Here is a 19,466-nt window from a genome sequence, read left to right on the forward strand (position 1 = left end):
ACCGTATTGCAAGATGTGGCTTAAAAAAGGCGAAATGGCTGAATAATTACATTTCGGGAAGTTTGAGCGGCTTTCACGTCGCAACAAACCTGTCCCCGGCCGCAAAAGACCGGGGACTGAGGAGTGTGGATCCTATTTCTTCAGGATTGTGCGGCCTGCATAGGCAGCGGCCGTTGCCAGTTCCTGCTCGATCCGCATGAGCTGGTTGTATTTCGCCGTGCGATCAGAACGGCAGAGCGAGCCGGTCTTGATCTGACCGCAGTTCGTGGCCACCGAAAGATCGGCGATGATGGTGTCTTCCGTCTCGCCGGAACGGTGGCTCATCACGCACTTGTAGCCGGCACGGTGGGCCATCTCCATGGCGGCCAGCGTTTCGGTCAGCGTGCCGATCTGGTTCACCTTCACGAGCAGGGCGTTCGCCACGCCGTCCTCAATGCCCCGCGCCAGACGGACAGGGTTGGTCACGAACAGATCGTCACCGACCAGCTGCACGGACTTGCCGAGCGTCTGGGTCAGCAGGGTCCAGCCTTCCCAGTCGTCCTCGGCCAGACCGTCCTCAATGGAGACGATAGGGAAGCGCTTTGTCAGGTCTTCGAGATAAGCGACCATACCGCCTGCATCCAGGGTCTTGCCTTCGCCTGCGAGCGCATACTTGCCGTCCTTGTAGTATTCGGTGGCGGCGCAATCGAGCGCAAACGTCACATCCTCGCCCGGACGGTAGCCTGCGGCTTCCACGGCGCGGGTGATGTAGGTCAGCGCCTCGTCAGCGGATTTCAGGTTGGGAGCGAAACCGCCTTCGTCACCCACGTTGGTGGCGAAGCCATCAGCGGACAGCGACTTCTTCAGCTGGTGGAAGATTTCCGAGCCCCAGCGGATGGCGTCGGCCACCGTTGGTGCGCCGACCGGCTGGATCATGAATTCCTGAATGTCGATAGGGTTGTCCGCATGCTCGCCGCCATTGATGATGTTCATCATCGGCACAGGCAGGACATGGGCGAACGGGCCACCGACATAACGGTAAAGCGGGATTTCCAGTTCAGCAGCCGATGCCTTGGCGATGGCGAGGGACACGCCGAGAATGGCGTTCGCGCCCATGCGGCTCTTGTTCGGGGTGCCGTCCAGTTCGATCATCGCGTTGTCGATATCGATCTGGTCCTGTGATTCCGCCCCCTGAAGTGTCGGGAATATTTCGCTTTCGACGTTCTCGCAGGCTTTCAGGACGCCCTTGCCGCCATAACGGGACTTGTCGCCGTCACGCAGTTCGACAGCCTCGTGCGCGCCCGTGGATGCGCCGGAGGGAACGGCTGCGCGGCCGGTGACGCCGGAAGCCAGCTCGACCTCAACTTCAACGGTGGGATTGCCACGACTGTCCAGAATTTCGCGGGCGATGATGTCGACAATGGCGCTCATGACTAGCCTCTGCTTCTTGCGTTCTTATTGCAGGCGCTCACCTCTGCCGGGCAGGCGCCGGACTGTTAGAGGACCGCTTCAGACAAAGTTGTCAACTGCCAAATGGCTTACTGCGGGATGAACTTTTATCATCCCTTACGGGTTGCTGCAGATGACGCAGGCGGTTCCGGTGTATGTTCCCGCACCGTAATCAGGAAAGCGGTAAGCAGGGCCGAGTATGCCGGGACCGGAGCGTGTGTCTCCATGATATGAGCGGCTGAAAGGCGCAAAGGGACAGGCTGGCCGATCCTTCGTCGTTGCGGTGTGGCTTCTCCTCAGTTGCGTGATCACCAGGGGGCTGGGCAGACGGGATAGCGCAGATGACACTGTGACTGGATGACGGACATGCCGTGCATTGCGGTGACCGGAATGCGACCGGCAGAGAGAGGGCATTTCTTCTTTTTCGGAGATGGAAGGCGATATTCGTTTTCAGTGTTTCGTAAACAGGACAAAACACCATAAAAGGATGGAAGGAATCAGACGTTCCTTTAGGCATCAGTGAGGCAGCTCCTCATGCTTCTCCTGTGGTGAGGTGTTTTCCGCAATGCTCTATGCTCCTTCCGGAATTGCTGTTGTGGCCGAAGATCTCGCTGGCATGCGCTCACAGGCGTTTGGTCTGGCGGAGTATGTCGCCCTTCCCACACGGTTCTATTCCGTGCAGGCCACGGGACTGCTGCATCGATGCCTGCCCTCTTCTCTCTGGCCTCGCCCACTGACGGCATTGTCGGCAAAGCCGGTTCCATCACACGATGATCTGGTGTTCAGCGTGGCGGGAAAGGGGGGGGCGGTCGGAGCCGCGATGCATCACAGCGGACGTCATGTCGTGCAGATTCAGAATCCCCGTATTCGTTCGGATCGGTTCGATCTGGTGATCGCCAACTATCATGATGAGATTGACGGGCCGAATGTCCTGCTCAGCCGCACGGCGCTGCATGGTCTGACTGCGACGAAGTTGGCTGAAGCCCGTGTGCGGTGGAGGGACAGACTGAACATGTCAGGTCGCCCGCTGCTTGCCGTTCTTGTCGGAGGCGCGAATGGGCGCTTTCGGCTTGGACGCGAAGAGGCGGAGAGTTTCGCGGATCGGCTGGCGAGTGTCGCAAGTCGATCCGGTGCGCATCTTTTTATCACGACGTCCCGACGGACCGCGCCTGAGGCGACAGCTGTGCTGCGCGATGCCGTTGAGAGTGTGCACGGCACATTGTGGAGCGGTGGCGATGACAATCCCTATCGTGGCCTGATCGCCTGTGCAGACTGGCTGGTTGTTACCGCGGATAGCGTGTCGATGATTTCGGAAGCGGTGGCGAGCGCAGCGCCGGTTTATGTGCAGCGTTTGCCGGGAAAGTCCCGCAGGATTGGACTGTTTCTCGAGACGCTGGAAAAGTGTGGCAGGATCCGCATGTTTGAAGGGGAGCTTGAGCGCTGGGATGTCCAGCCTCTCGACGACACTCCTGTTGTTGCGGAGCAGATGTGTCAGCGGCTCGGGTTGGAAAACCTGTTCAGGGGCAGGGAGTGATCCGTCTGTTATCCATTCTGTCTGAGACAGGATAAAACAGTATCAGAGTGGGCCGTGTTCCGGATTGTCTTGCCGGCGTTGTGGCCATCATGTTTGTCGGATTCTTGAAAATCTTTTTTTTATTTATTTCCCAAACAGTTGTGTCGATAAAAAGTGTTTCTTCGTGATGCTGAATGAAAGCATACAGCAGTGTATGAGTAGAGTGTGATCATCTGGCTGGATCTGATGAAAGCGTCTGTTATGCAGGCAGTCTTCTTCATCAGGTGCGGTAAAATAGACTTAAATTCCCTATATAAAATTATGAATTTTTATCTGACTATTTTTTGAAACTTACAAAATGGGCGGGGACAGCTACTCCTGTTTCGACCTCTGCACTCAATGGATTTTATCCGCTTTATTTCAAGGAATTTTATATATGGTCACATGGACGCAGCTTGCTGATACCGCGGTTACGGCAGCAGTAAGCCCGGTTTCTGCCGGACAGACGCTTCTGGATGGATGGATTGATCTTGTAGGCAATGTCTGGTCGAGCACGACACTCGGGTCCGATACGACACAGGATTATCTGACGTCGATCCAGGAAGGTACCCCCTGGACTGGTGGACCTCTGTACCGTCCGCAGTCGGAAGATGCGATGTCGGGTCGTATTACGGCTCAGGTCCATATTGATACCAATCAGACAATCTATTTTATGCTTCGGACAAACCGCGGCACAGGATCGACGGCGTTTCAGGGTTACCTGCTTAGCGTTGATCATAATACATCCGGTTTTTATCTGCATGGTTTTGCTTCAGTCTCCGGAAAACTTACCCAGTTTCTGAATCAGTCCCTTTCGACACAGCCTGCCAGCGGTGATCTGATTACTGTTGATGTTCAGCTGACACAGGATACGTCCACGACGTCATCCATGGTCGTTACTGTGACCAATTCTGCTGGCGCCACTCTTGGCAGCGCAACAGTCACAGGCAATGCCACTCTGAACGCTGCGGCACTTCAGAATGTCGCTGGATCATTCGGTCTTTGTGCTTATTCCTCCAGCAGCAGTAATGCTGCCGGTATCAAGGAAATCTCTGTTTATAGCGGCGATGCTGCCGCTACTACGGCAACGGCCTATACTCTCACCGGCTCTTCCAGTCTGACTGTGAATACCGCAGCAACCTATACGGTCACACCGAACGGAGAGCCTGCTGCTGCGGTAATTGTCACGCCCGTATGCACACTTGCAGGCACATTTTCTCCTGCGACTGCCACGCTTCCTGCGGGAAGTTCCAGTGGTGTTACGTTTACTTTCAAACCTTCCGCAGTCGGTTCTGGTTCCTTGTCCACGACCAATAATGGGAGCCTTGCCAATCCGTCAGCGCTGTCACTGACAGCCAGCGCACAGGCGACAGCGCCGTCGGCTCCTTCCTTTACCCTTGCTGCGGGTTCCGGACAGGTCACTGTGACAGTCGTGGCGTCGACCTCTACGGGTGGCACCGCCATTACGGGTTATCCGATTTTTGTGGGGGCAAGCTCCGGTGGTGAAGGCAGTTCTCCGGTTACCACGCTTGCTGCTCCGGGTTCCTATACGATTACCGGTCTGACAAACGGCACGCCGGTATATGTGACGGTTGGTGCGACCAATTCGGTCGGTACGACAAAAGCAGCAGAACAGACCGCAACGCCGGTCGCGCCTGCCGCTACGACCTATACGCTGAGCGGTTCCTCCAGTCTGGCTGTGAATACCGCAGCAACCTATACGGTTACGCCGAACGCCGCTCCATCATCTGCAGTGACTGTCACACCCAAGAGCACACTTGCGGGTACATTTTCTCCTGCGACTGTTGTTCTTGCTGCGGGAAGCGCCAGTGGGGCCTCATTCACCTTCACACCCACAGCGGTCGGTTCCGGTTCCTTATCCACGACGAACAGCGGAAATCTTACCAACCCGTCAGCGTTGTCACTGACCGTCATTTCGCAGGCTACAGTTCCGTCGGCCCCTTCCTTTACCCTTACGCCGGGTGCGGGGCAGGTCACTGTGACAGTCGTGGCGTCGACCTCTACGGGTGGCGCCGCCATTACGGGTTATCCGATTTTTGTGGGGGCAAGCTCCGGTGGTGAAGGCAGTTCTCCGGTTACCACGCTTGCTGCTCCGGGTTCCTATACGATTACCGGTCTGACAAACGGCACGCCGGTATATGTGACGGTTGGTGCGACCAATTCGGTCGGTACGACAAAAGCGGCAGAACAAACGGCAACGCCGGTCGCCCCGGTCACGGGTGGGGCCATTGCGGTTGATTCGCCTGCTTTCCTCTTCTCGCCTGGTAACTGGTACGGGGACGCCGGACGGACGGGGTCTTCATGGTGCCGGACATGGAACGTGGGGGCCTATTTTGTCTTTACATGGGCTGCTTCCGCCAGTCCGACGGCTACCCTTCACCTCGGCCCCAGTGGGACAGGTGCGTATGTCACGCTGTATCTCAATGGGGTCGGGACGACGGTTGCAGCGACAGGGGATATCACGCTGTCCGGAATTACGCCGTCTTCTGAAAATGTCCTTTTCGTCATTATGAGCAATACGCCGCAGAACTCTCGCTGGAATCAGGGGGCGAACAATCTTGTCGTGTCTGGCATGACTCTTGACGACAACTCGAGTGCCGGGGTTTCCGTTGCGGGCGCAAAAGGATGGATCAAGATTATCGGTGACAGTATCACCGAAGGTATCAAGGCGAATAACAACAAGGACAATATCGTTTACGGTTACACATTCCAGGTTCTGCAGGGGCTGAGGGCTCTGGGATATGAAGTCTGTGTCTCCGCCTGCGGTTACTCCGGCTATCTCATCAGTGGAGATAGTGGTGCGGATGTTCCGCCCTATTATTATGTCTCCGGATCCAGCTCCGGTAATGGCGGGACCTATGATGACAGTAAAAGCCGGTGGAACAAGATCGATGCAGGCGTCTCAGCGCTTGACAGCAACAACCATCTTTCCGCGTATGGAGAAGTGGGGACCGAGCCTGTCGCCATTGCGGTCAATTATCTGACCAATGAAGCTCTGAGCAAATCCAACACGTCTGATGCGCAGGCGGCCATGACACAGGCGATGGTGGCCCATCGTCAGGCAGCGCCGGATGCGTGGCTTTTCCAGATTGTTCCGTTCGGGTTCCATTATGCTCCGAAATATGCCGCGTCATGGCTGGCCGTTTTCAATAATGCCATGAATAGTTATCGCTCTGCCTATCCGGGTGATTCCAAAGTGGCGGCGATTGATATCGGTTCCGATCTCTCAAATACTCTTGAGAAGAATACGGGGTGGTACATTTACACGGATGATGTGCATCCGCTGGCTCCAGGACACGCACTTGTTGCGCCTGTTGTGCAGGCTTCCATGGTGACGTCTCTGGAAAGCAAGAGAAACCAGTCCTACACATTTTTCTGATTGCGCCAGTTTTCTGTGCCGGAGGCTTAATCTCCGGCACAGAAAGTTCCATTTTTTCCGGGAGTTGATCTGCATGCGGACTATGCGGCACACTTTGCTGCATGAATCGTCTCCCATTATGGCTTCCTGTCCTGCTGGCATTTCTGACACCGATTTCCGCCAGCGCGGCATGTTCCGATCATTTTGCAGCACAAAGCCAGCCTTTTTCCTCTCGAGAAGTGGTTCTGCTCTGTTCTCTCTCTTTCGCAACAGGTTACTCAGTGCAGGCAAAAGAAGCCGCATGGAGTGCAGAGCATTTGACGGCGGACAGCATCACTCAGGCGGAAGCGCTTGAGGGGAGAGCGGATTTTCAGGAAGATCTCAGGCTTCCGCTTGAGGGTCGATCCGAACTGATGGACTATAAACGCTCAGGATGGTCGCGCGGTCACCTGACGCCATCAGGTGATGTTTCTACGAAAAACGCCCGAGCAGAAACATTCCTGCTGTCCAATATCGTTCCTCAGGCAGCACGTCTCAATTCGGGGGCCTGGAACCACCTTGAAGCCAATGTCCGAAAAATAGTGAAACGGTCCCGGGAAGCCTATGTGGTGACCGGACCGGCCTTTCGTGCCCCGTTGGGGACGATCGGGCCTGATCACGTGCGTATTCCTTCATCGCTCTGGAAAGCGGTATATCTGCCATCGAAAAAATCTGTTTCGGTCATTGTCTGCAAAAACACGACGCCATACCGATGCAATGCTGTCAGTCAGGCCTCACTGGAACGGGTGACGGGAATTGATCCGTTTCCGGGCGTTCCGTTGTCCGATAAAAATCGGAATACCGTTCTGGACCGCACCCTCTTGCCATGACAGTCCTTTGTCAGTTCAGAATTTTTCTGAATATTTTTTATAGGAGATAGACCGGAAGGCGACCTGTCCTGTTTAGCGGCGTAATGCCATCTGGCGCGTTGGTTTCTGCGGATGTTCTATTGTCGGGAAACAGGCCCGTGCCATGCTTGGGGCGGCCGTGCAGACAAAATCACGCTTCTGTTCGTAAGGGGTGTCGGAAGCAGGAATCTGTGTTGCGACAGCATGTGTCTCTCCACAGTAATTGCTAAAAAAATCGGAATTGATGGGTCTGCCGTGAAAATTATTGCGAATCATGCAAGGTTCGAAATACCCATCTAAATAACTTTGGCCTGCTGCGGTCTGTTCGTGTGGGTGGCGCATGTTCAGAGGTGGTGGCCGCATTGTTCCTGAAAGAAGAGTCTTCCAAAAGAAAAGAACATTCATGTGTAACGTAATTTCTTTTTGAAAAGGGCATGTCTGCTGACAAGGCTGATGCCGGTGAGGATCAGGGCAGACCCAGCCAGAAATTCGGGCTTGAGAGTTTCGTGAAGAAGTGCGGCTCCAAACAGAATGCCGAAAAGTGGTGTCATCAACGACAGCACGCCAAGGCGGGAAGCCAGATACACTCTGAGAAGAGAAAACCAGATCAGAAAACTGATAACGGAAACGAGAACAAGCTGAAAAGCAAAATCGAGGACGACAAATCCTGTGGGATGAAACGTTGTCTGATGTGAAAGAAACGCTGCTGGTATCAATATGATACTGGCAACAGAAAGCTGGCAGAACAGCGTCACCGTCGCTGGCGCCTCTGAAAGGCTGGTAAAGCGGATGATAAGGGTTGTCATACCCCATGATGCACCCGCCAGTAATCCGAGTATGTCTCCGACCCAGCCATAGCGGAGCGCAGGGTCGTTCAGGCCGCCGTCGGGGCCCATAAAGGACACGATTACGCCCAGAAAAGCCAATGCGACTCCACCCCATTGTATCGGAGAAAGGCGTTCTTCAGGTAATCCGACATGAAGACCGAGTGCCGCAAAGATTGGGGCAGTATAAAGAAAGATCGACATGTGAGCCGCGCTCGTAAAGCAGAGTCCCTCACCGGTCAGGAGGAACTCGAGCGCAAAAAGGATTCCGACGGAAAGGGTTGCGAACACCGGGAGTTTACGGAATGCCGGATAGTCTTTCTGCCATACGATTATCAGGCCAACGATGAGAGCGGCTAACGCCGATCGGATGCCTACCTGCAAAACAGGGGCCATATCGGCGGAAATCGCCTTGATTGCCGTCTGTTGGAGGCCCCATATCATGCAGAGAAAAATCATGAGCAATATGGCTGTTTTATCTACTTCCCGGCGAGAAGGCGTGGCGCTCATATTTTGTTCCTGAATGACAATGAATGTGCTTTTAGGACAATATGACAGGGTTGCCCACTGAATTTTCCACTTCACACGGGTGCTATGTTTATGATTCTGAAAGACAATGCATTGCCTCCTCATTCTGTGCTGTGTCGCGCCCTGATCGTCTTTCTCTGGTGACATTCTCCTGCCGTCTTCGCCGCGAGGATGCGTGGAAACCCGTGAATGGAATCAGATGGTCGCGATTTAAGACGATATTTCTCCTGAAGCTCCTGTGTGTGTAAGAAGCGGAAATGCGCTCCCTCTCTGTCACCGAACTGCCCTGGGTTGATCCGTGGACCGCTCTGCAGGCCTGGAAAGCCGCGCCGTGGGTCGCATTTCTCGATAGTGGTGGGACTCCAGCCGCAACCCCCGGCGACGAGCGGGCTCGCTGGTCTTTTCTGTGTGTGGAACCGACTGAAACACTTGTATCGTTTCAGGATCGAGTGGTCAGAAATAGCCGGTCTGTCGCCGGTGATGCGTGGAGCCATCTGCAGGATATGCACGCCCGGCTGCAGTCCGCAGAGAATACGGGACTTCCTTTTTCAGGTGGGCTGGTTGGTCTGACGTCTTATGCTACGGGTATGGCGCTGGAAGGGGTGGTGTCGCGCCATCAGACGGAGACGCCGGACATTCTCGCAGCCTCTTATGACACCGTTTTTGCTTTTGACCGGCTGGAGCGGCGCTGTTTCAGGGCAGGGAAGAGCGCCCTGTCTTTGCCATCTGGCGAAGGTGTGTTGACGCAGTCCGGTTCTATCCGCGTGAATTTTCAGCCCGATATGGATCGGGAGCAATGGATTTCGGCTGTCAGGAAAGTTGTCCGCCTGATCGGTGAAGGTGATATTTTTCAGGCCAATCTGACGCTACGCTGGCAGGCGGATGCGCCATCCGATTTTGATGACCTCGCAGTGTACGGCCTGCTGCGGAAGGGATCGCCAGCTCCTTTCGGCGCCTTTCTTCGAGGCTGTGCCGGATTGGACGCGGACCGTCCGTTTTCTCTCCTGAGCGCATCGGTGGAGCGGTTTCTGTCGCTCTCACCTGAAGGCGTTGTCGAGACCCGTCCTATCAAGGGGACCGCGCCTCTGGGGCAGGATGCGACGGAAACCCGGCGTCTGGCTGAACAGTTGCGACAGGACGAAAAGGAAAATGCCGAAAACCTCATGATCACTGACCTGATGCGTAATGATATCGGGCGTGTCTGTGACATCGGTTCGGTGTCGGTGCCGCAACTGTGCGAGGTCGAGCCGTTCGCGCATGTGCAGCACCTCGTTTCCTGCGTGCGGGGGCGTCTGAGGTCCGGTCTCAATGCGTTTGATCTTCTGCGTGCGACGCTGCCGCCGGGCTCGGTGACAGGAGCGCCGAAGAAGCGCGCCATGGAAATTATCGATCAGGTCGAACGATCGGCGCGTGGGGCGTATTGTGGCAGCGTCTTCCGGATTGGCAGGGATGGGGCGATGGACAGTTCGGTTGTGATCCGGAGCGTGGAGCGCTGTGATGACAGGTTGAGGATCGGTGTTGGCGGGGGGATTACCTGGCTGTCCGATCCGGCGCGCGAATATGACGAGATGCGGCTGAAAGGCGCGGCTTTGCTCAGGGTGTTCGGAGAATGACCCCGTTGCTCTGGCTGAATGGCGTCCTTCTTCCAGCGAGTGAGGCCGGAATAGATCCAGCCGATCGCGGCCTGCTGCTGGGGGACGGGCTGTTCGAGACCATGCGGGTGGCGGCGGGCTGTGTGCCCCTGCTTGAGCGGCATCTGGACCGGCTGGCCGTCGGGTGTACGACGCTGTTTCTGCCGCCACCCGACCGGGCCATGCTCCGGCAGGCTGTGGGCGACCTTCTGACTGCGTCCGGCCTTGTGGGGGGGAGCATGCGCCTCACGGTCACACGGGGCTGTGGACCGCGCGGGCTTCGTCCCCCGGCACAGGTGCAGCCAACGGTCCTGCTGACCTGTGCCGCGTCCTCGAACGCCATGCCGGGACCCGTTTGTCTGGGCGTCAGCCGTTACAGGCGGGATGGAAGCTCACCTCTGTCTCGCGTCAAATCTCTCAATTACCTGCCGATGGTCATGGCCCGGATGGAAGCGGTCGCCGCGGGACATGATGATGCCCTGCTGCTTGATGGAAAAGGCAACGTGGCGGAGGCGAGCGCTGCGAATATCCTGCTGATGCTGGAAGGACGCATCGTCACGCCGCTGGTGGAGGACGGAGCCCTGCCGGGAACATCGCGGGCCCGACTCTTGGAGGCAGGGTTGTGCGTCGAACAGTCCGTGCCGCTCGCCCGCATGAGGGAGGTGAGGGCGGCGTGGCTGGTGTCGGCCCTGTCCCTGCAACCCGTTGCGTCTGTCGACGCACATGAACTCAAGGCAGATCCGGAACAGGAAGCGGTTTTACGCGAGCTGCTGTTCGGAACAGCGATGTCCTGATGCTCTGAAGAGAGGAGAAAGGACAGTCGAGTCCAGCGGTTTTCTCCGGGCGTGCGATGATGTCGCGGGACGGACGGCATTGCCGGTTTCCGGAGCGCCCGGACGCTCTCCAGTATCTTGCCATCCTCTGAACCGCGTGGTTTCGTGAAGGATCGTTCTCTTCCTTTCTGTCGTTTCCCTGTCTGTAGCGTGGGTTATCAGACAGGAAAAAACGACAGAGATGAAAAAGGACCGGTGTGATGGTGACTGTTCTGCCGTTCGAACTGCCGGGGAAAAAGGAAAGCAGACAGTCCGGAAAGGACAAGATCTGGGCCGTGGTGGCGATGATCGGACGCAGACGGCGGATTGCAAGTATTCATGTCTCGCGTGAGGCTGCTCTGGCGGACTGTCAGTGGCGAACGGAACAGGTTACGGCTTACGCCCGATTCCTTGCCGAGGCGCGCGACCCCGCGCCGGACTATTATATCGCCCTGATTTACAAGGGAGAATTGCCGAAAGGCTGGATCCCGATGCCTGCACTTGGAATTTTACATGGCCGCTTCATTTAATGGAAACAGCTTCCGGATTACACTCGCAGTCATGCGGGGAGTTTGCTAAGTCCTCCTGCGCACAGGATTTATATGTAACGGAAAGTCTCCTCAGGTATGGCCGGTCAGAATACGATGGAAACAGTAACAGGTGCGGAAAACCCTACGGACAGCGTGGGCGGCTCCGGATCAAAGGCACCTGCAACGCCGACGCTTCTGATGGGTGCGCAATATATCCGCAGTGTGTCGTTCAGGGCGCTCGATTCCGCCCTGCTGCATACCCGTCCACCCGTGCGTCCCAATACATCCATGACGCTCGACGTCATGGCGCGGCAGGTCGCGGAGAACCAGCCGGATTTCGAGGTCGACGTGGTGATGAATTGCGTGGGACGTGGAGATGCGCCTGTCGATGGTAGCGAAGCGCCGACACTGTTCGAAGCCCAGATCACCTATTCGGGGATGTTTACCCTGCGCAACGTGACGTCAGAATCGTTCGAGCCGATGCTGCTGGTGGAAGCGCCGAAGATGCTGTTCCCTGCTGCACGGAACTATCTGGCCGATCTGACACGGGAAGCGGGCTTCATTCCCGTCATCATTCAGCAGATCGATTTTTTCGCCCTGTGGCAGTCCCGTCGCTCACAGCCGGCAGCAGGTTGACGCCAGACGCGTAATGCCGCAGGCGACAGCTGTCGGATGAGTCAGAAGTCTTCATACATGGTCTCCGACAGCATAACCGTTGACATGCTCGGAGAGTTCTCTCCGTCAGGTGTTGAAAGGGCCATGGGTGTCTGTCGTTTCTGCGCTTCCTGCTGATAATGCTCCTCTCTGGAGGCGCTTTGACGCCGACTGGTATCGCGTCCGTTATCGGGATGTGCTGGGTGATCTGGCCGATGCGGACCCGGAAGCGCTCGCTGCACACTATGCGGAGACTGTCGGAGAACAGCATCTCTCACCCAACCGTTTCTTTGATGAAGAATGGTATCTGCAGGTCAATCCCGATGTCGCAGCCGCAGTGCATGCGGGATCGTTTGAGTCCGGCTTCGCTCATTACTGTTCGGACGGTTACATCAACCGGTCCCCGCACTGGCTGTTCTCAGAAACTATCTACCTTGCGCGCTATCCGGACCTGACCCGCGCCACACTGGAGCGGCTTGGAGCATTCAACGGATACGATCACTATCTCCGGTATGGAGACCGTGAATTCCGGTCCGGCCACCTGCTGTTTGATCCGCATCTCTATTACGCCCACGCGCGCGTCAGGGGTGACGGCGCTCTCGGGAAAGGGACAGGAAAGGCCAGCGCGCTTTCCATCCCGGAGACTGGGCCGTTTGCGGCTTTTCTGGCTGACGAGGCCGAGCAGAATACACTCAGGGTCAGCTGGTATTTCGATCCTGAATGGTATCTGAAAACCTATCCGGAAGTGGCGGAAGCCGTAAAATCGGGACAGATCCGCAATCCGCTGCACCATTTCCTGACCAATACGACACCGGTCGATTTCTGTGGTCTGGAATGGTTCAGTGAAGCCTATTATCTGGAGCAGTATCCCGATATCGCGGACGCCATAGCAACAGGGCAGCTCCGCTCCGCCTACGATCACTTCCTGCGCTATGGCGCGTTCGAGCGCCGTCGTCCCCATCCGGATGTCGATCTCAACGCCTATTTTTTCTCGGGAACGGTCCGGGCTGATATCGAGTGCGGTCTGGTGCGCGATGTGTTCGAGCACTGGCTGTCCCGTCGGCATCAGCAGCCGCTCGATGCGGGGCTTGAACGCCCCGATCTGAAAGTGTTCGAAGGGCTTGCAGTGCGGAAGGCCGAGAACCTTCTGCCGCTTCTCGCCGCCCGTCCGCTGGATTTCACCTCGCAGGATGAGCCGCGTCTCAGTGTCATCCTTCCTGTCCGCAACCGTCTTCCTCTGACGCTGTCTGCTCTGTCTGCTCTGCGCATGACCTATGCCGGGTCTCTGGATGTCATCGTCGTGGACGCCGGATCACGCGACGATACGACGCGTCTGCAGCATTACGCCCGTGGTATGCAGATCATCAGAATGGACCGGTCGGCGACGCGGGCCGAAGCGCTGAAGGCTGCGCTGCCCCGCACGCGCGGAGCCGCGGTTCTGTGGCTGGGGCAGGGTGTACGTCTGGCTCACGGCAGCCTGCATGCCGCTCTCGAAGCGTTCGACGCTCAGGCGGATGCTGCGCGGGAGCGTATCGGCGTCGTGACGGGCAGGACCTTGCGGGCTGACGGTCGTATTCTTGAAGCGGGCGCCCTGATCGGACGGGATGGGTCGCTGACCCGTTATCTTGAAAACGCTCCGATGGAGGAGCCTGCCGCCTGTTTCCGTCGCCCTGTCGCGTGCGCGACAGTCCCGGCTCTTCTGATCGACCGCGCCCTGCTGGAAAAGCTGGAAGGGTTTGATGAGAGGCTGGAGTCTGAAGCGGCGCAACTGGCCGATCTTTGTCTGCGTGCTGCCGACCTCGGGCGGCATGTTCTCTACGAACCCGCGTTCCTGAGTGCGCAGGATGTCAGCGACAGGGAAGCGTCCGCCTTTGATGAAGCGGATCGTCACCGTCTGAAGCAGAGTCACGCCGCCGTTTTTGCGCAGGCTTTCCCGCCGTCACCCCGGCTTGTAGCGCGCGCCAGAAGCGCCGCCAGCCCATCGAGCAAACGCATTCTCTTTATCGAGGACAGGATTCCGGTGCGTAGTCTCGGGTCCGGCTTCGTGCGTTCCAATGACATCGTGCGCACCATGGCGGCGCTTGGTCATCAGGTCACGGTATTTCCGATCTATGCATCGGTTGACCCCTTGTCGCGGATCTATGCGGATTTTCCTCCCGAAGTGGAGGTTCTGCACGATCGGGGGTTTGAAACACTCGATGCTTTTCTGCAGGAGCGCAGCGGGTCCTGGGACTGTGTGTGGATTGGCCGGACGCATAACATCGGCAGGCTGTTGCCGATCCTGACGGCACAGGCTCCTGCGTTGCCGCTTGATGCGGTTGCGCTCGACACGGAGGCGGTCACGTCTCCTCGTGATCTGCTGAAGGCGCAGTTGTTTGACGAACCGCAGACTCGAACACTGGACGAAGCGCTGAGGGCCGAGTTTGCGGCAGCATGGTTCTGTCGGAAGATTATCGCGGTCAATCCGCTGGATGTTCGCACTCTTCATGAGGCGGGCTTTGAAAATGTCGCTGAACTCGGGCACATGTGCCCCGTCAGGCCAACACCGGCGGCATGGGCCGAGCGCCGTGATATGCTTTTTCTTGGGGCCATTCACGAGCCTAACTCGCCGAACCATGACAGTCTGATCTGGTTCGTGGAGAAGGTTCTGCCTCTGTTGCGCGATCGTCTGCCGGAGGATGTCCGGTTCAGTGTCGCCGGTTTTCGTGGTGCGGGTGTTGATCTGAGCGCTCTGGGACGTGATCCCCGCGTTGAGTTGCTCGGACCGGTGAAAGATCCGTCAGAACTGTACGCGACGCACCGCATCTTTATCGCACCCACCCGCTACGCAGGGGGTATTCCGTTCAAGGTGCATGAAGCTGCATCTTACGGATTACCTGTCGTTGCGTCCGGCCTGCTCTGTCGTCAGCTTGGCTGGCGCGATGGTCTGGAAATTGTGTCGGGTGGAGATAACGATGCCGAGCGTTTTGCCGAGCGCGTGGTGGACCTCTACGCGGACGAGGAACTGTGGAACACGGTGCGCACCGGCGCGCTGCGCATGCTGGAGCAGGAAAACAGCGCGAAAGCCTATGCGGTGCGGCTGAACAGCATTTTGCAGGATGTGTTTGAAGAAAGAAATGTAAATTTTTAGATGTGGTCTTTTATCTGAAGTAACGTTTTGGATAGAAAAGAATTATAATGATTGCTCTGTAGTCGGTCGAAAAATTATCAAATTTTTTCAAGAATGGCTATGTGTGGTCATTTTGTGATTATGGATAGGCTGCATAATTTTTTTATTTTTGGAGTATATGACTAGAGATATAAAATTTTCCTTTTTCTGAAGTTTAAAAACAGGTTCTGTGCGGTGGTGTTTGTTTGTCCGGAGATGCTGCATACACCATGAAGTTTTAAAAATGCTCTGTGATGGATTTCTATGATAGACAATGGTCTTGATCAATTTTTAAAAGAACATCTGACTAATAGATATTGGAGGTGGTGTTGGGAAAATGATTTTGAAATGGCGGGAAATATAAAATTTCTAAATGATGGTTCTATATCTGGTTATAGAAATCCGAATGAACGATTTTGGGATTTTTTTAATGGAAGACTATTGATATTTAATAGAGAAAAGGAAGTTTCTGCCGAATTTGATGATATAACATTATCGCCTGATAAGATAATTTTGAAAGGGAAGCATATACTGCATGAGGCAGATGGACCGGTTTTCTATCTTTCTTCTCGTGAAGCAGATTATACTCCAAAGCCATTTGCTCCAACTAGAGAGATTTTTCCATCAAGGGAAATAGGTGATCATACATATGGGACATTTGAAATAATTGATTCAAATGGCAGTAATGATTTAAAGGTCGGTAAATTTACAAGTATAGGACCACAAGTAAAACTCATAGTTGGAAATCATAATTATAAATTTGTTTCTAACTATCCATTCAAGTCGATAGGGAATGATTTCTGGAAGCCTCTCGATGAAATTGAAGATCATTTATACAACAAAAAGACAATTATTGGTAATGATGTTTGGATTGGATATGGTGTTATTATAAAAGGTGGAATTGTTATAGGTGATGGGGCTGTTATTGCGGCTGGAGCAATCGTTACAAAAGACGTTCCGCCCTATTCAATGGTTGGAGGAAATCCGGCAAAAATATTGAAGTATAGATTTCCAGAAAATATTATAGAATTATTGCTTTCAATAAAATGGTGGGATTGGAGTGATGAAAAAATAAATGAAAACATTGAATGCATAATGTCTGAGAATATAGATGATTTCGTCGCAAAATTCTCTCCTTGAGCAGAGATTGAATGAATTGTCTTGACTGGCAAGTTCGTGAGCTGTCCTGTTTTGGTTTCACAGAGAGATTGGGGGGAGATGTCATCCCGGCACGGACAAATCTGTCAGACGTCGATGTTCTTCCATGGCGAAGCGATCGGTCATGGACGCCAGATAGTCGGCGACGACCCGGCGGCGTCCAGCTTCATCAGCTGCGGTATCGGCCTGTTCACGCCATCCATCCGGCAGAAGGCCGGGGGATGAGCCCAGCGTATCGAAAAGCTCGGCAACGACATGCTTCGCCTTGTGCGTCATTCGTTTGACTTTCCAGTGCCGGTAAAGATTGGCGAAAAGGAACGAACGGATCTGTGCGTTGGCTTCACCCATGGCGGGACTGAAACTCACAACCGGCCTGGCTGCATGGCGAATGTCGTTGGCGGACTCCGGGGCGAGTTCGACAAGATTTTTCCGGGTTTGCGTGAGAACATCCGAGACCAGTGCATGGACTATGCGGCGTACCATCTCGTGGCGGAGACGCTGATCCTGTGTGGCGATGGACGCGCTGGAAGTCGTGGGTGCGTCGCCGGTGCGGCTGCCTGCGCCAAAAGCCGTGACCGGGCGCGGCGGCAGGGACGAAGCGATCCGACGCGCTTCCCGCAAGGCGTCGCTGACCACCGGTACATCGACAAGATCGTCCAGTGTGAGAAGGCCTGACTTTATCCCATCGTCCAGATCATGTCCGTGATAGGCGATGTCGTCCGCCAAAGCAGCCAGCTGCGCCTCAAGCGAGGCGAAGGTGTTCAGCTCGAGATCATGCGCCGCTGTATAATCGCGCAGCCAGCCGGAAACATGGCTGACAGGGCCGTTATGTTTCACCAGCCCTTCCAGCGTTTCCCATGTCAGATTGAGGCCGTCGAACTGGAGATAACGCTGCTCCAGAACTGTCACCTGCCGGAGAGCCTGCGTGTTGTGATCGAACCCGCCCCATGGCTCCATGGCGAGGGAAAGGGCGTCTTCGCCTGCATGTCCAAAGGGCGTATGGCCAAGGTCATGGGCCAGGGCGATGGCTTCCGTGATGTCTTCATCAGCGCCGAAATGACGGGCCATGGAGCGGGCAATCTGTGCGACCTCAAGGGAGTGGGTCAGGCGCGTACGGAAGAAATCCCCTTCATGATTGATGAAAACCTGTGTTTTGTACTGGAGCCGCCAAAAGCCTGAAGAATGGATGACCCGATCACGATCCCGCTGCCAGGGCGAGCGTGTGGGAGATGCGGGCTCGTCATAGAGTCTGCCGCGTGAGGCGTGTGCGTTGACTGCAAAAGGAGCTGTGACCATCAGGCCCATCCATGGTGGTTGGTTGGCCTATAAGATCATGTTCACAGGATCATGGCGAGAGGCGCTTGTGACGGGCTTTCTGCGCTCTGGAAAATATTCCAGTAAAATGGGGAGCGCACAGCGCTCCCCGGATAAATAGTCTGGTTATGTGACTGGATCAGAAGGCCCAGATCGCATCGGCGTTGAACCAGAGCATGTTGCTGGTGCCGTTGTTGACAACCGGATTCTCAGGTGTTCCGGCCTGGTTGAAGGGACGGGTGCCGTTGAGCGACTTGTCGAGGCGAATTTCCGGGCGGAACGTGAACTGCCCGAAGCCAACATGCTTGTTGATGAACTCCGGACGGTAGGTGACACCGACCGTCAGCGCACCAAACGTCGTTGGCGCAGCGACATAGTATGGATAGGGCTGGTTGGTGAGCGCCTTGGTGAAGGATGTGAAGCTCGAATATTCCGCGATCGTGCCGCCGGTGTTGTCACGCAGGATTTCACCGCGGGCGTTGAAGGTCAGGTTCGGGTTGATGTCGTAAGCGAAATAGGCAGTGACACCATAGACATCATCGCGTGTCAGATCATCATGAAGATAGGTGCCGTCAACAGTGACGGTCATCTTCTTGTTGAGCTTGTAGGTCGCAAGAATATCGCCGTTATACTGCATCTTTTCGTTGGCGATTCTGCCGACGCCTGCACTGTACCAGCCGGCTGCTGCACGGGATTCGCCGTTGTTGCCCTGAGGTCCGAAGTGGCCGAGGAGATGGAAGCTCAGCCTGCCGTCCATGAGATTGTTGAAGGCGAAACCGAAGGTTCCTTTCGGACGGCTGTTGTTACCGGCATTGCCGAAGGACGTGGAGTTGCCGGCGTCAATGCCCAGAACCCAGTCAACATACTTGTTCAGGTGAAGCGTGGTATAGATACCGATAACCTGGAACGGTACGATGTAATCCGATGCATAGTTGAAGGTATAGAAGGGACGGGCAAGAGCCGGTGTGCCTTCGGAACCGAGGAGACCATACATCTGGCCGAGCTGGATATCGATACCACGCTTGAGGAGCCAGGGCATGTGGAAATCAACATGCGCCTGCGTCGGCACCCACTGGTACAGGCCCGTCAGAGAGCCGTCACCCATGCCTGCGGTCGGATCGAAACGGGCGTCCGAACCATACATGACTTCAAAGTTGAAGCCGAAGCCGTAGCCATCACCGATGTTCGTTACAGGATGGGAGAGGGAGCCCATGATCTGGTTGAGCGTAACGGTGTTGGCGCGGTCAACATAGAACTGTCCGAAGTTGCGGGCCGAGCGTGTCCAGGGGTTGCCGGCGATACCGGCTTCCACGGTGAGGTGTCCCACCAGTCCATCCCAGTAGGAGAGGGGTTTGCCTGCTTTGGGGTGGAAGATGTTGCCCTGTACGACTTTCAGGCTTTCTTCAGTTTCCGCAACGTCGTCATCGACAAGCTTGTTGTTGTCAGCGACGGCGTCAGGCGCCGTGCTGGCGTTCGGTGTGGTGAGGTTGACGACGGGGGCCGCCGTCGGGGCAGGCGATGGCACAGTCTGTGCGTGGGCCGCATACGGCAGGATCAGGCTTGCTGTCACCAGTGTGGATGAAAGAAGCAGGCCTTTTCTGCGGTATTTTTCGATCATATA

14 protein-coding genes are annotated in these 19,466 nt (G+C 55.6%); 9 read left to right on the forward strand and 5 right to left on the reverse strand.

The genetic code is table 11. The features are described from left to right. Positions 1-132 precede the first annotated feature (132 nt). Positions 133-1,410: a phosphopyruvate hydratase gene (gene eno / locus GVI59_RS07505; protein ID WP_173573668.1), complete on the reverse strand. Its 1,278-nt coding sequence runs from the start codon at positions 1,408-1,410 to the stop codon at positions 133-135. A 583-nt stretch (positions 1,411-1,993) separates the two neighbouring features. On the opposite strand from eno, the gene GVI59_RS07510 reads away from it, so the two are divergent. The 3 genes from GVI59_RS07510 to GVI59_RS07520 all read left to right on the forward strand — a co-directional run bounded on the left by GVI59_RS07510 (position 1,994) and on the right by GVI59_RS07520 (position 7,228). After that, the gene (locus GVI59_RS07510; RefSeq protein ID WP_173573669.1) at positions 1,994-2,962 is read left to right on the forward strand and encodes a mitochondrial fission ELM1 family protein; all 969 of its coding nucleotides are present in this window, start codon (positions 1,994-1,996) and stop codon (positions 2,960-2,962) included. Between the two features lie 415 nt (positions 2,963-3,377). Continuing rightward, positions 3,378-6,380 carry an SGNH/GDSL hydrolase family protein gene (locus GVI59_RS07515; protein WP_173573670.1) on the forward strand — a complete coding sequence of 1,001 codons (3,003 nt, stop codon included), beginning with the start codon at positions 3,378-3,380 and terminating at the stop codon, positions 6,378-6,380. 101 nt (positions 6,381-6,481) lie between these two features. Next, positions 6,482-7,228: a DNA/RNA non-specific endonuclease gene (locus GVI59_RS07520; protein ID WP_173573671.1), complete on the forward strand. Its 747-nt coding sequence runs from the start codon at positions 6,482-6,484 to the stop codon at positions 7,226-7,228. Positions 7,229-7,300: 72 nt separating this feature from the next. On the opposite strand, the gene GVI59_RS07525 is transcribed toward GVI59_RS07520, so the two are convergent. Both GVI59_RS07525 and GVI59_RS07530 read right to left on the reverse strand, forming a co-directional pair. Then, on the reverse strand, positions 7,301-7,651 hold the full coding sequence (locus GVI59_RS07525; protein ID WP_173573672.1) for a hypothetical protein: 351 nt from the start codon (positions 7,649-7,651) through the stop codon (positions 7,301-7,303). Next, positions 7,648-8,745 (reverse strand): DMT family transporter, encoded by a 1,098-nt coding sequence (locus GVI59_RS07530; RefSeq protein ID WP_242013005.1) that lies wholly within the window; start codon positions 8,743-8,745, stop codon positions 7,648-7,650. Before GVI59_RS07530 ends, GVI59_RS07525 begins: the two co-directional genes overlap by 4 nt. 110 nt (positions 8,746-8,855) lie before the next feature. On the opposite strand from GVI59_RS07530, the gene GVI59_RS07535 reads away from it, so the two are divergent. From GVI59_RS07535 to GVI59_RS19290, 6 genes are all read left to right on the forward strand, one after another. Further along, positions 8,856-10,211: an anthranilate synthase component I family protein gene (locus GVI59_RS07535; RefSeq protein ID WP_173573673.1), complete on the forward strand. Its 1,356-nt coding sequence runs from the start codon at positions 8,856-8,858 to the stop codon at positions 10,209-10,211. Then, the gene (locus GVI59_RS07540) at positions 10,208-11,023 is read left to right on the forward strand and encodes an aminotransferase class IV (protein ID WP_173573674.1); all 816 of its coding nucleotides are present in this window, start codon (positions 10,208-10,210) and stop codon (positions 11,021-11,023) included. Before GVI59_RS07535 ends, GVI59_RS07540 begins: the two co-directional genes overlap by 4 nt. A 239-nt stretch (positions 11,024-11,262) precedes the next feature. Continuing rightward, entirely contained in the window at positions 11,263-11,571 is a 309-nt protein-coding gene (locus GVI59_RS07545) for a hypothetical protein (protein ID WP_173573675.1), read from the forward strand. Between the two features lie 96 nt (positions 11,572-11,667). Further along, positions 11,668-12,207, forward strand: a complete 540-nt coding sequence (locus tag GVI59_RS07550) for a protein-export chaperone SecB (RefSeq protein ID WP_173573676.1) — start codon at positions 11,668-11,670, stop codon at positions 12,205-12,207. A 127-nt stretch (positions 12,208-12,334) separates the two neighbouring features. Continuing rightward, entirely contained in the window at positions 12,335-15,355 is a 3,021-nt protein-coding gene (locus tag GVI59_RS07555) for a glycosyltransferase (protein WP_173573677.1), read from the forward strand. A gap of 282 nt (positions 15,356-15,637) precedes the next feature. Then, on the forward strand, positions 15,638-16,513 hold the full coding sequence (locus tag GVI59_RS19290; protein ID WP_277876332.1) for a CatB-related O-acetyltransferase: 876 nt from the start codon (positions 15,638-15,640) through the stop codon (positions 16,511-16,513). Between the two features lie 81 nt (positions 16,514-16,594). Here GVI59_RS19290 and dgt read toward each other — a convergent pair whose 3' ends face one another. Further along, on the reverse strand, positions 16,595-17,827 hold the full coding sequence (dgt, locus tag GVI59_RS07565) for a dGTP triphosphohydrolase (protein ID WP_173573678.1): 1,233 nt from the start codon (positions 17,825-17,827) through the stop codon (positions 16,595-16,597). Between the two features lie 157 nt (positions 17,828-17,984). Beyond that, positions 17,985-19,463, reverse strand: a complete 1,479-nt coding sequence (locus GVI59_RS07570; protein ID WP_173573679.1) for an outer membrane beta-barrel protein — start codon at positions 19,461-19,463, stop codon at positions 17,985-17,987. Between the last annotated feature and the right edge of the window lie 3 nt (positions 19,464-19,466).

The organism is Acetobacter sicerae (assembly GCF_011516765.1).
GTDB lineage: Bacteria > Pseudomonadota > Alphaproteobacteria > Acetobacterales > Acetobacteraceae > Acetobacter > Acetobacter sicerae.

Coding starts and splice junctions, on each gene's coding strand:
- eno (WP_173573668.1), bottom strand. CDS start 1,410: ATGAGCGCCATTGTCGACATCATCGCCCGCGAAATTCTGGACAGTCGT.
- GVI59_RS07510 (WP_173573669.1), top strand. CDS start 1,994: ATGCTCTATGCTCCTTCCGGAATTGCTGTTGTGGCCGAAGATCTCGCT.
- GVI59_RS07515 (WP_173573670.1), top strand. CDS start 3,378: ATGGTCACATGGACGCAGCTTGCTGATACCGCGGTTACGGCAGCAGTA.
- GVI59_RS07520 (WP_173573671.1), top strand. CDS start 6,482: ATGAATCGTCTCCCATTATGGCTTCCTGTCCTGCTGGCATTTCTGACA.
- GVI59_RS07525 (WP_173573672.1), bottom strand. CDS start 7,651: ATGAATGTTCTTTTCTTTTGGAAGACTCTTCTTTCAGGAACAATGCGG.
- GVI59_RS07530 (WP_242013005.1), bottom strand. CDS start 8,745: ATGTCACCAGAGAAAGACGATCAGGGCGCGACACAGCACAGAATGAGG.
- GVI59_RS07535 (WP_173573673.1), top strand. CDS start 8,856: ATGCGCTCCCTCTCTGTCACCGAACTGCCCTGGGTTGATCCGTGGACC.
- GVI59_RS07540 (WP_173573674.1), top strand. CDS start 10,208: ATGACCCCGTTGCTCTGGCTGAATGGCGTCCTTCTTCCAGCGAGTGAG.
- GVI59_RS07545 (WP_173573675.1), top strand. CDS start 11,263: ATGGTGACTGTTCTGCCGTTCGAACTGCCGGGGAAAAAGGAAAGCAGA.
- GVI59_RS07550 (WP_173573676.1), top strand. CDS start 11,668: ATGGCCGGTCAGAATACGATGGAAACAGTAACAGGTGCGGAAAACCCT.
- GVI59_RS19290 (WP_277876332.1), top strand. CDS start 15,638: ATGATAGACAATGGTCTTGATCAATTTTTAAAAGAACATCTGACTAAT.
- dgt (WP_173573678.1), bottom strand. CDS start 17,827: ATGGTCACAGCTCCTTTTGCAGTCAACGCACACGCCTCACGCGGCAGA.
- GVI59_RS07570 (WP_173573679.1), bottom strand. CDS start 19,463: ATGATCGAAAAATACCGCAGAAAAGGCCTGCTTCTTTCATCCACACTG.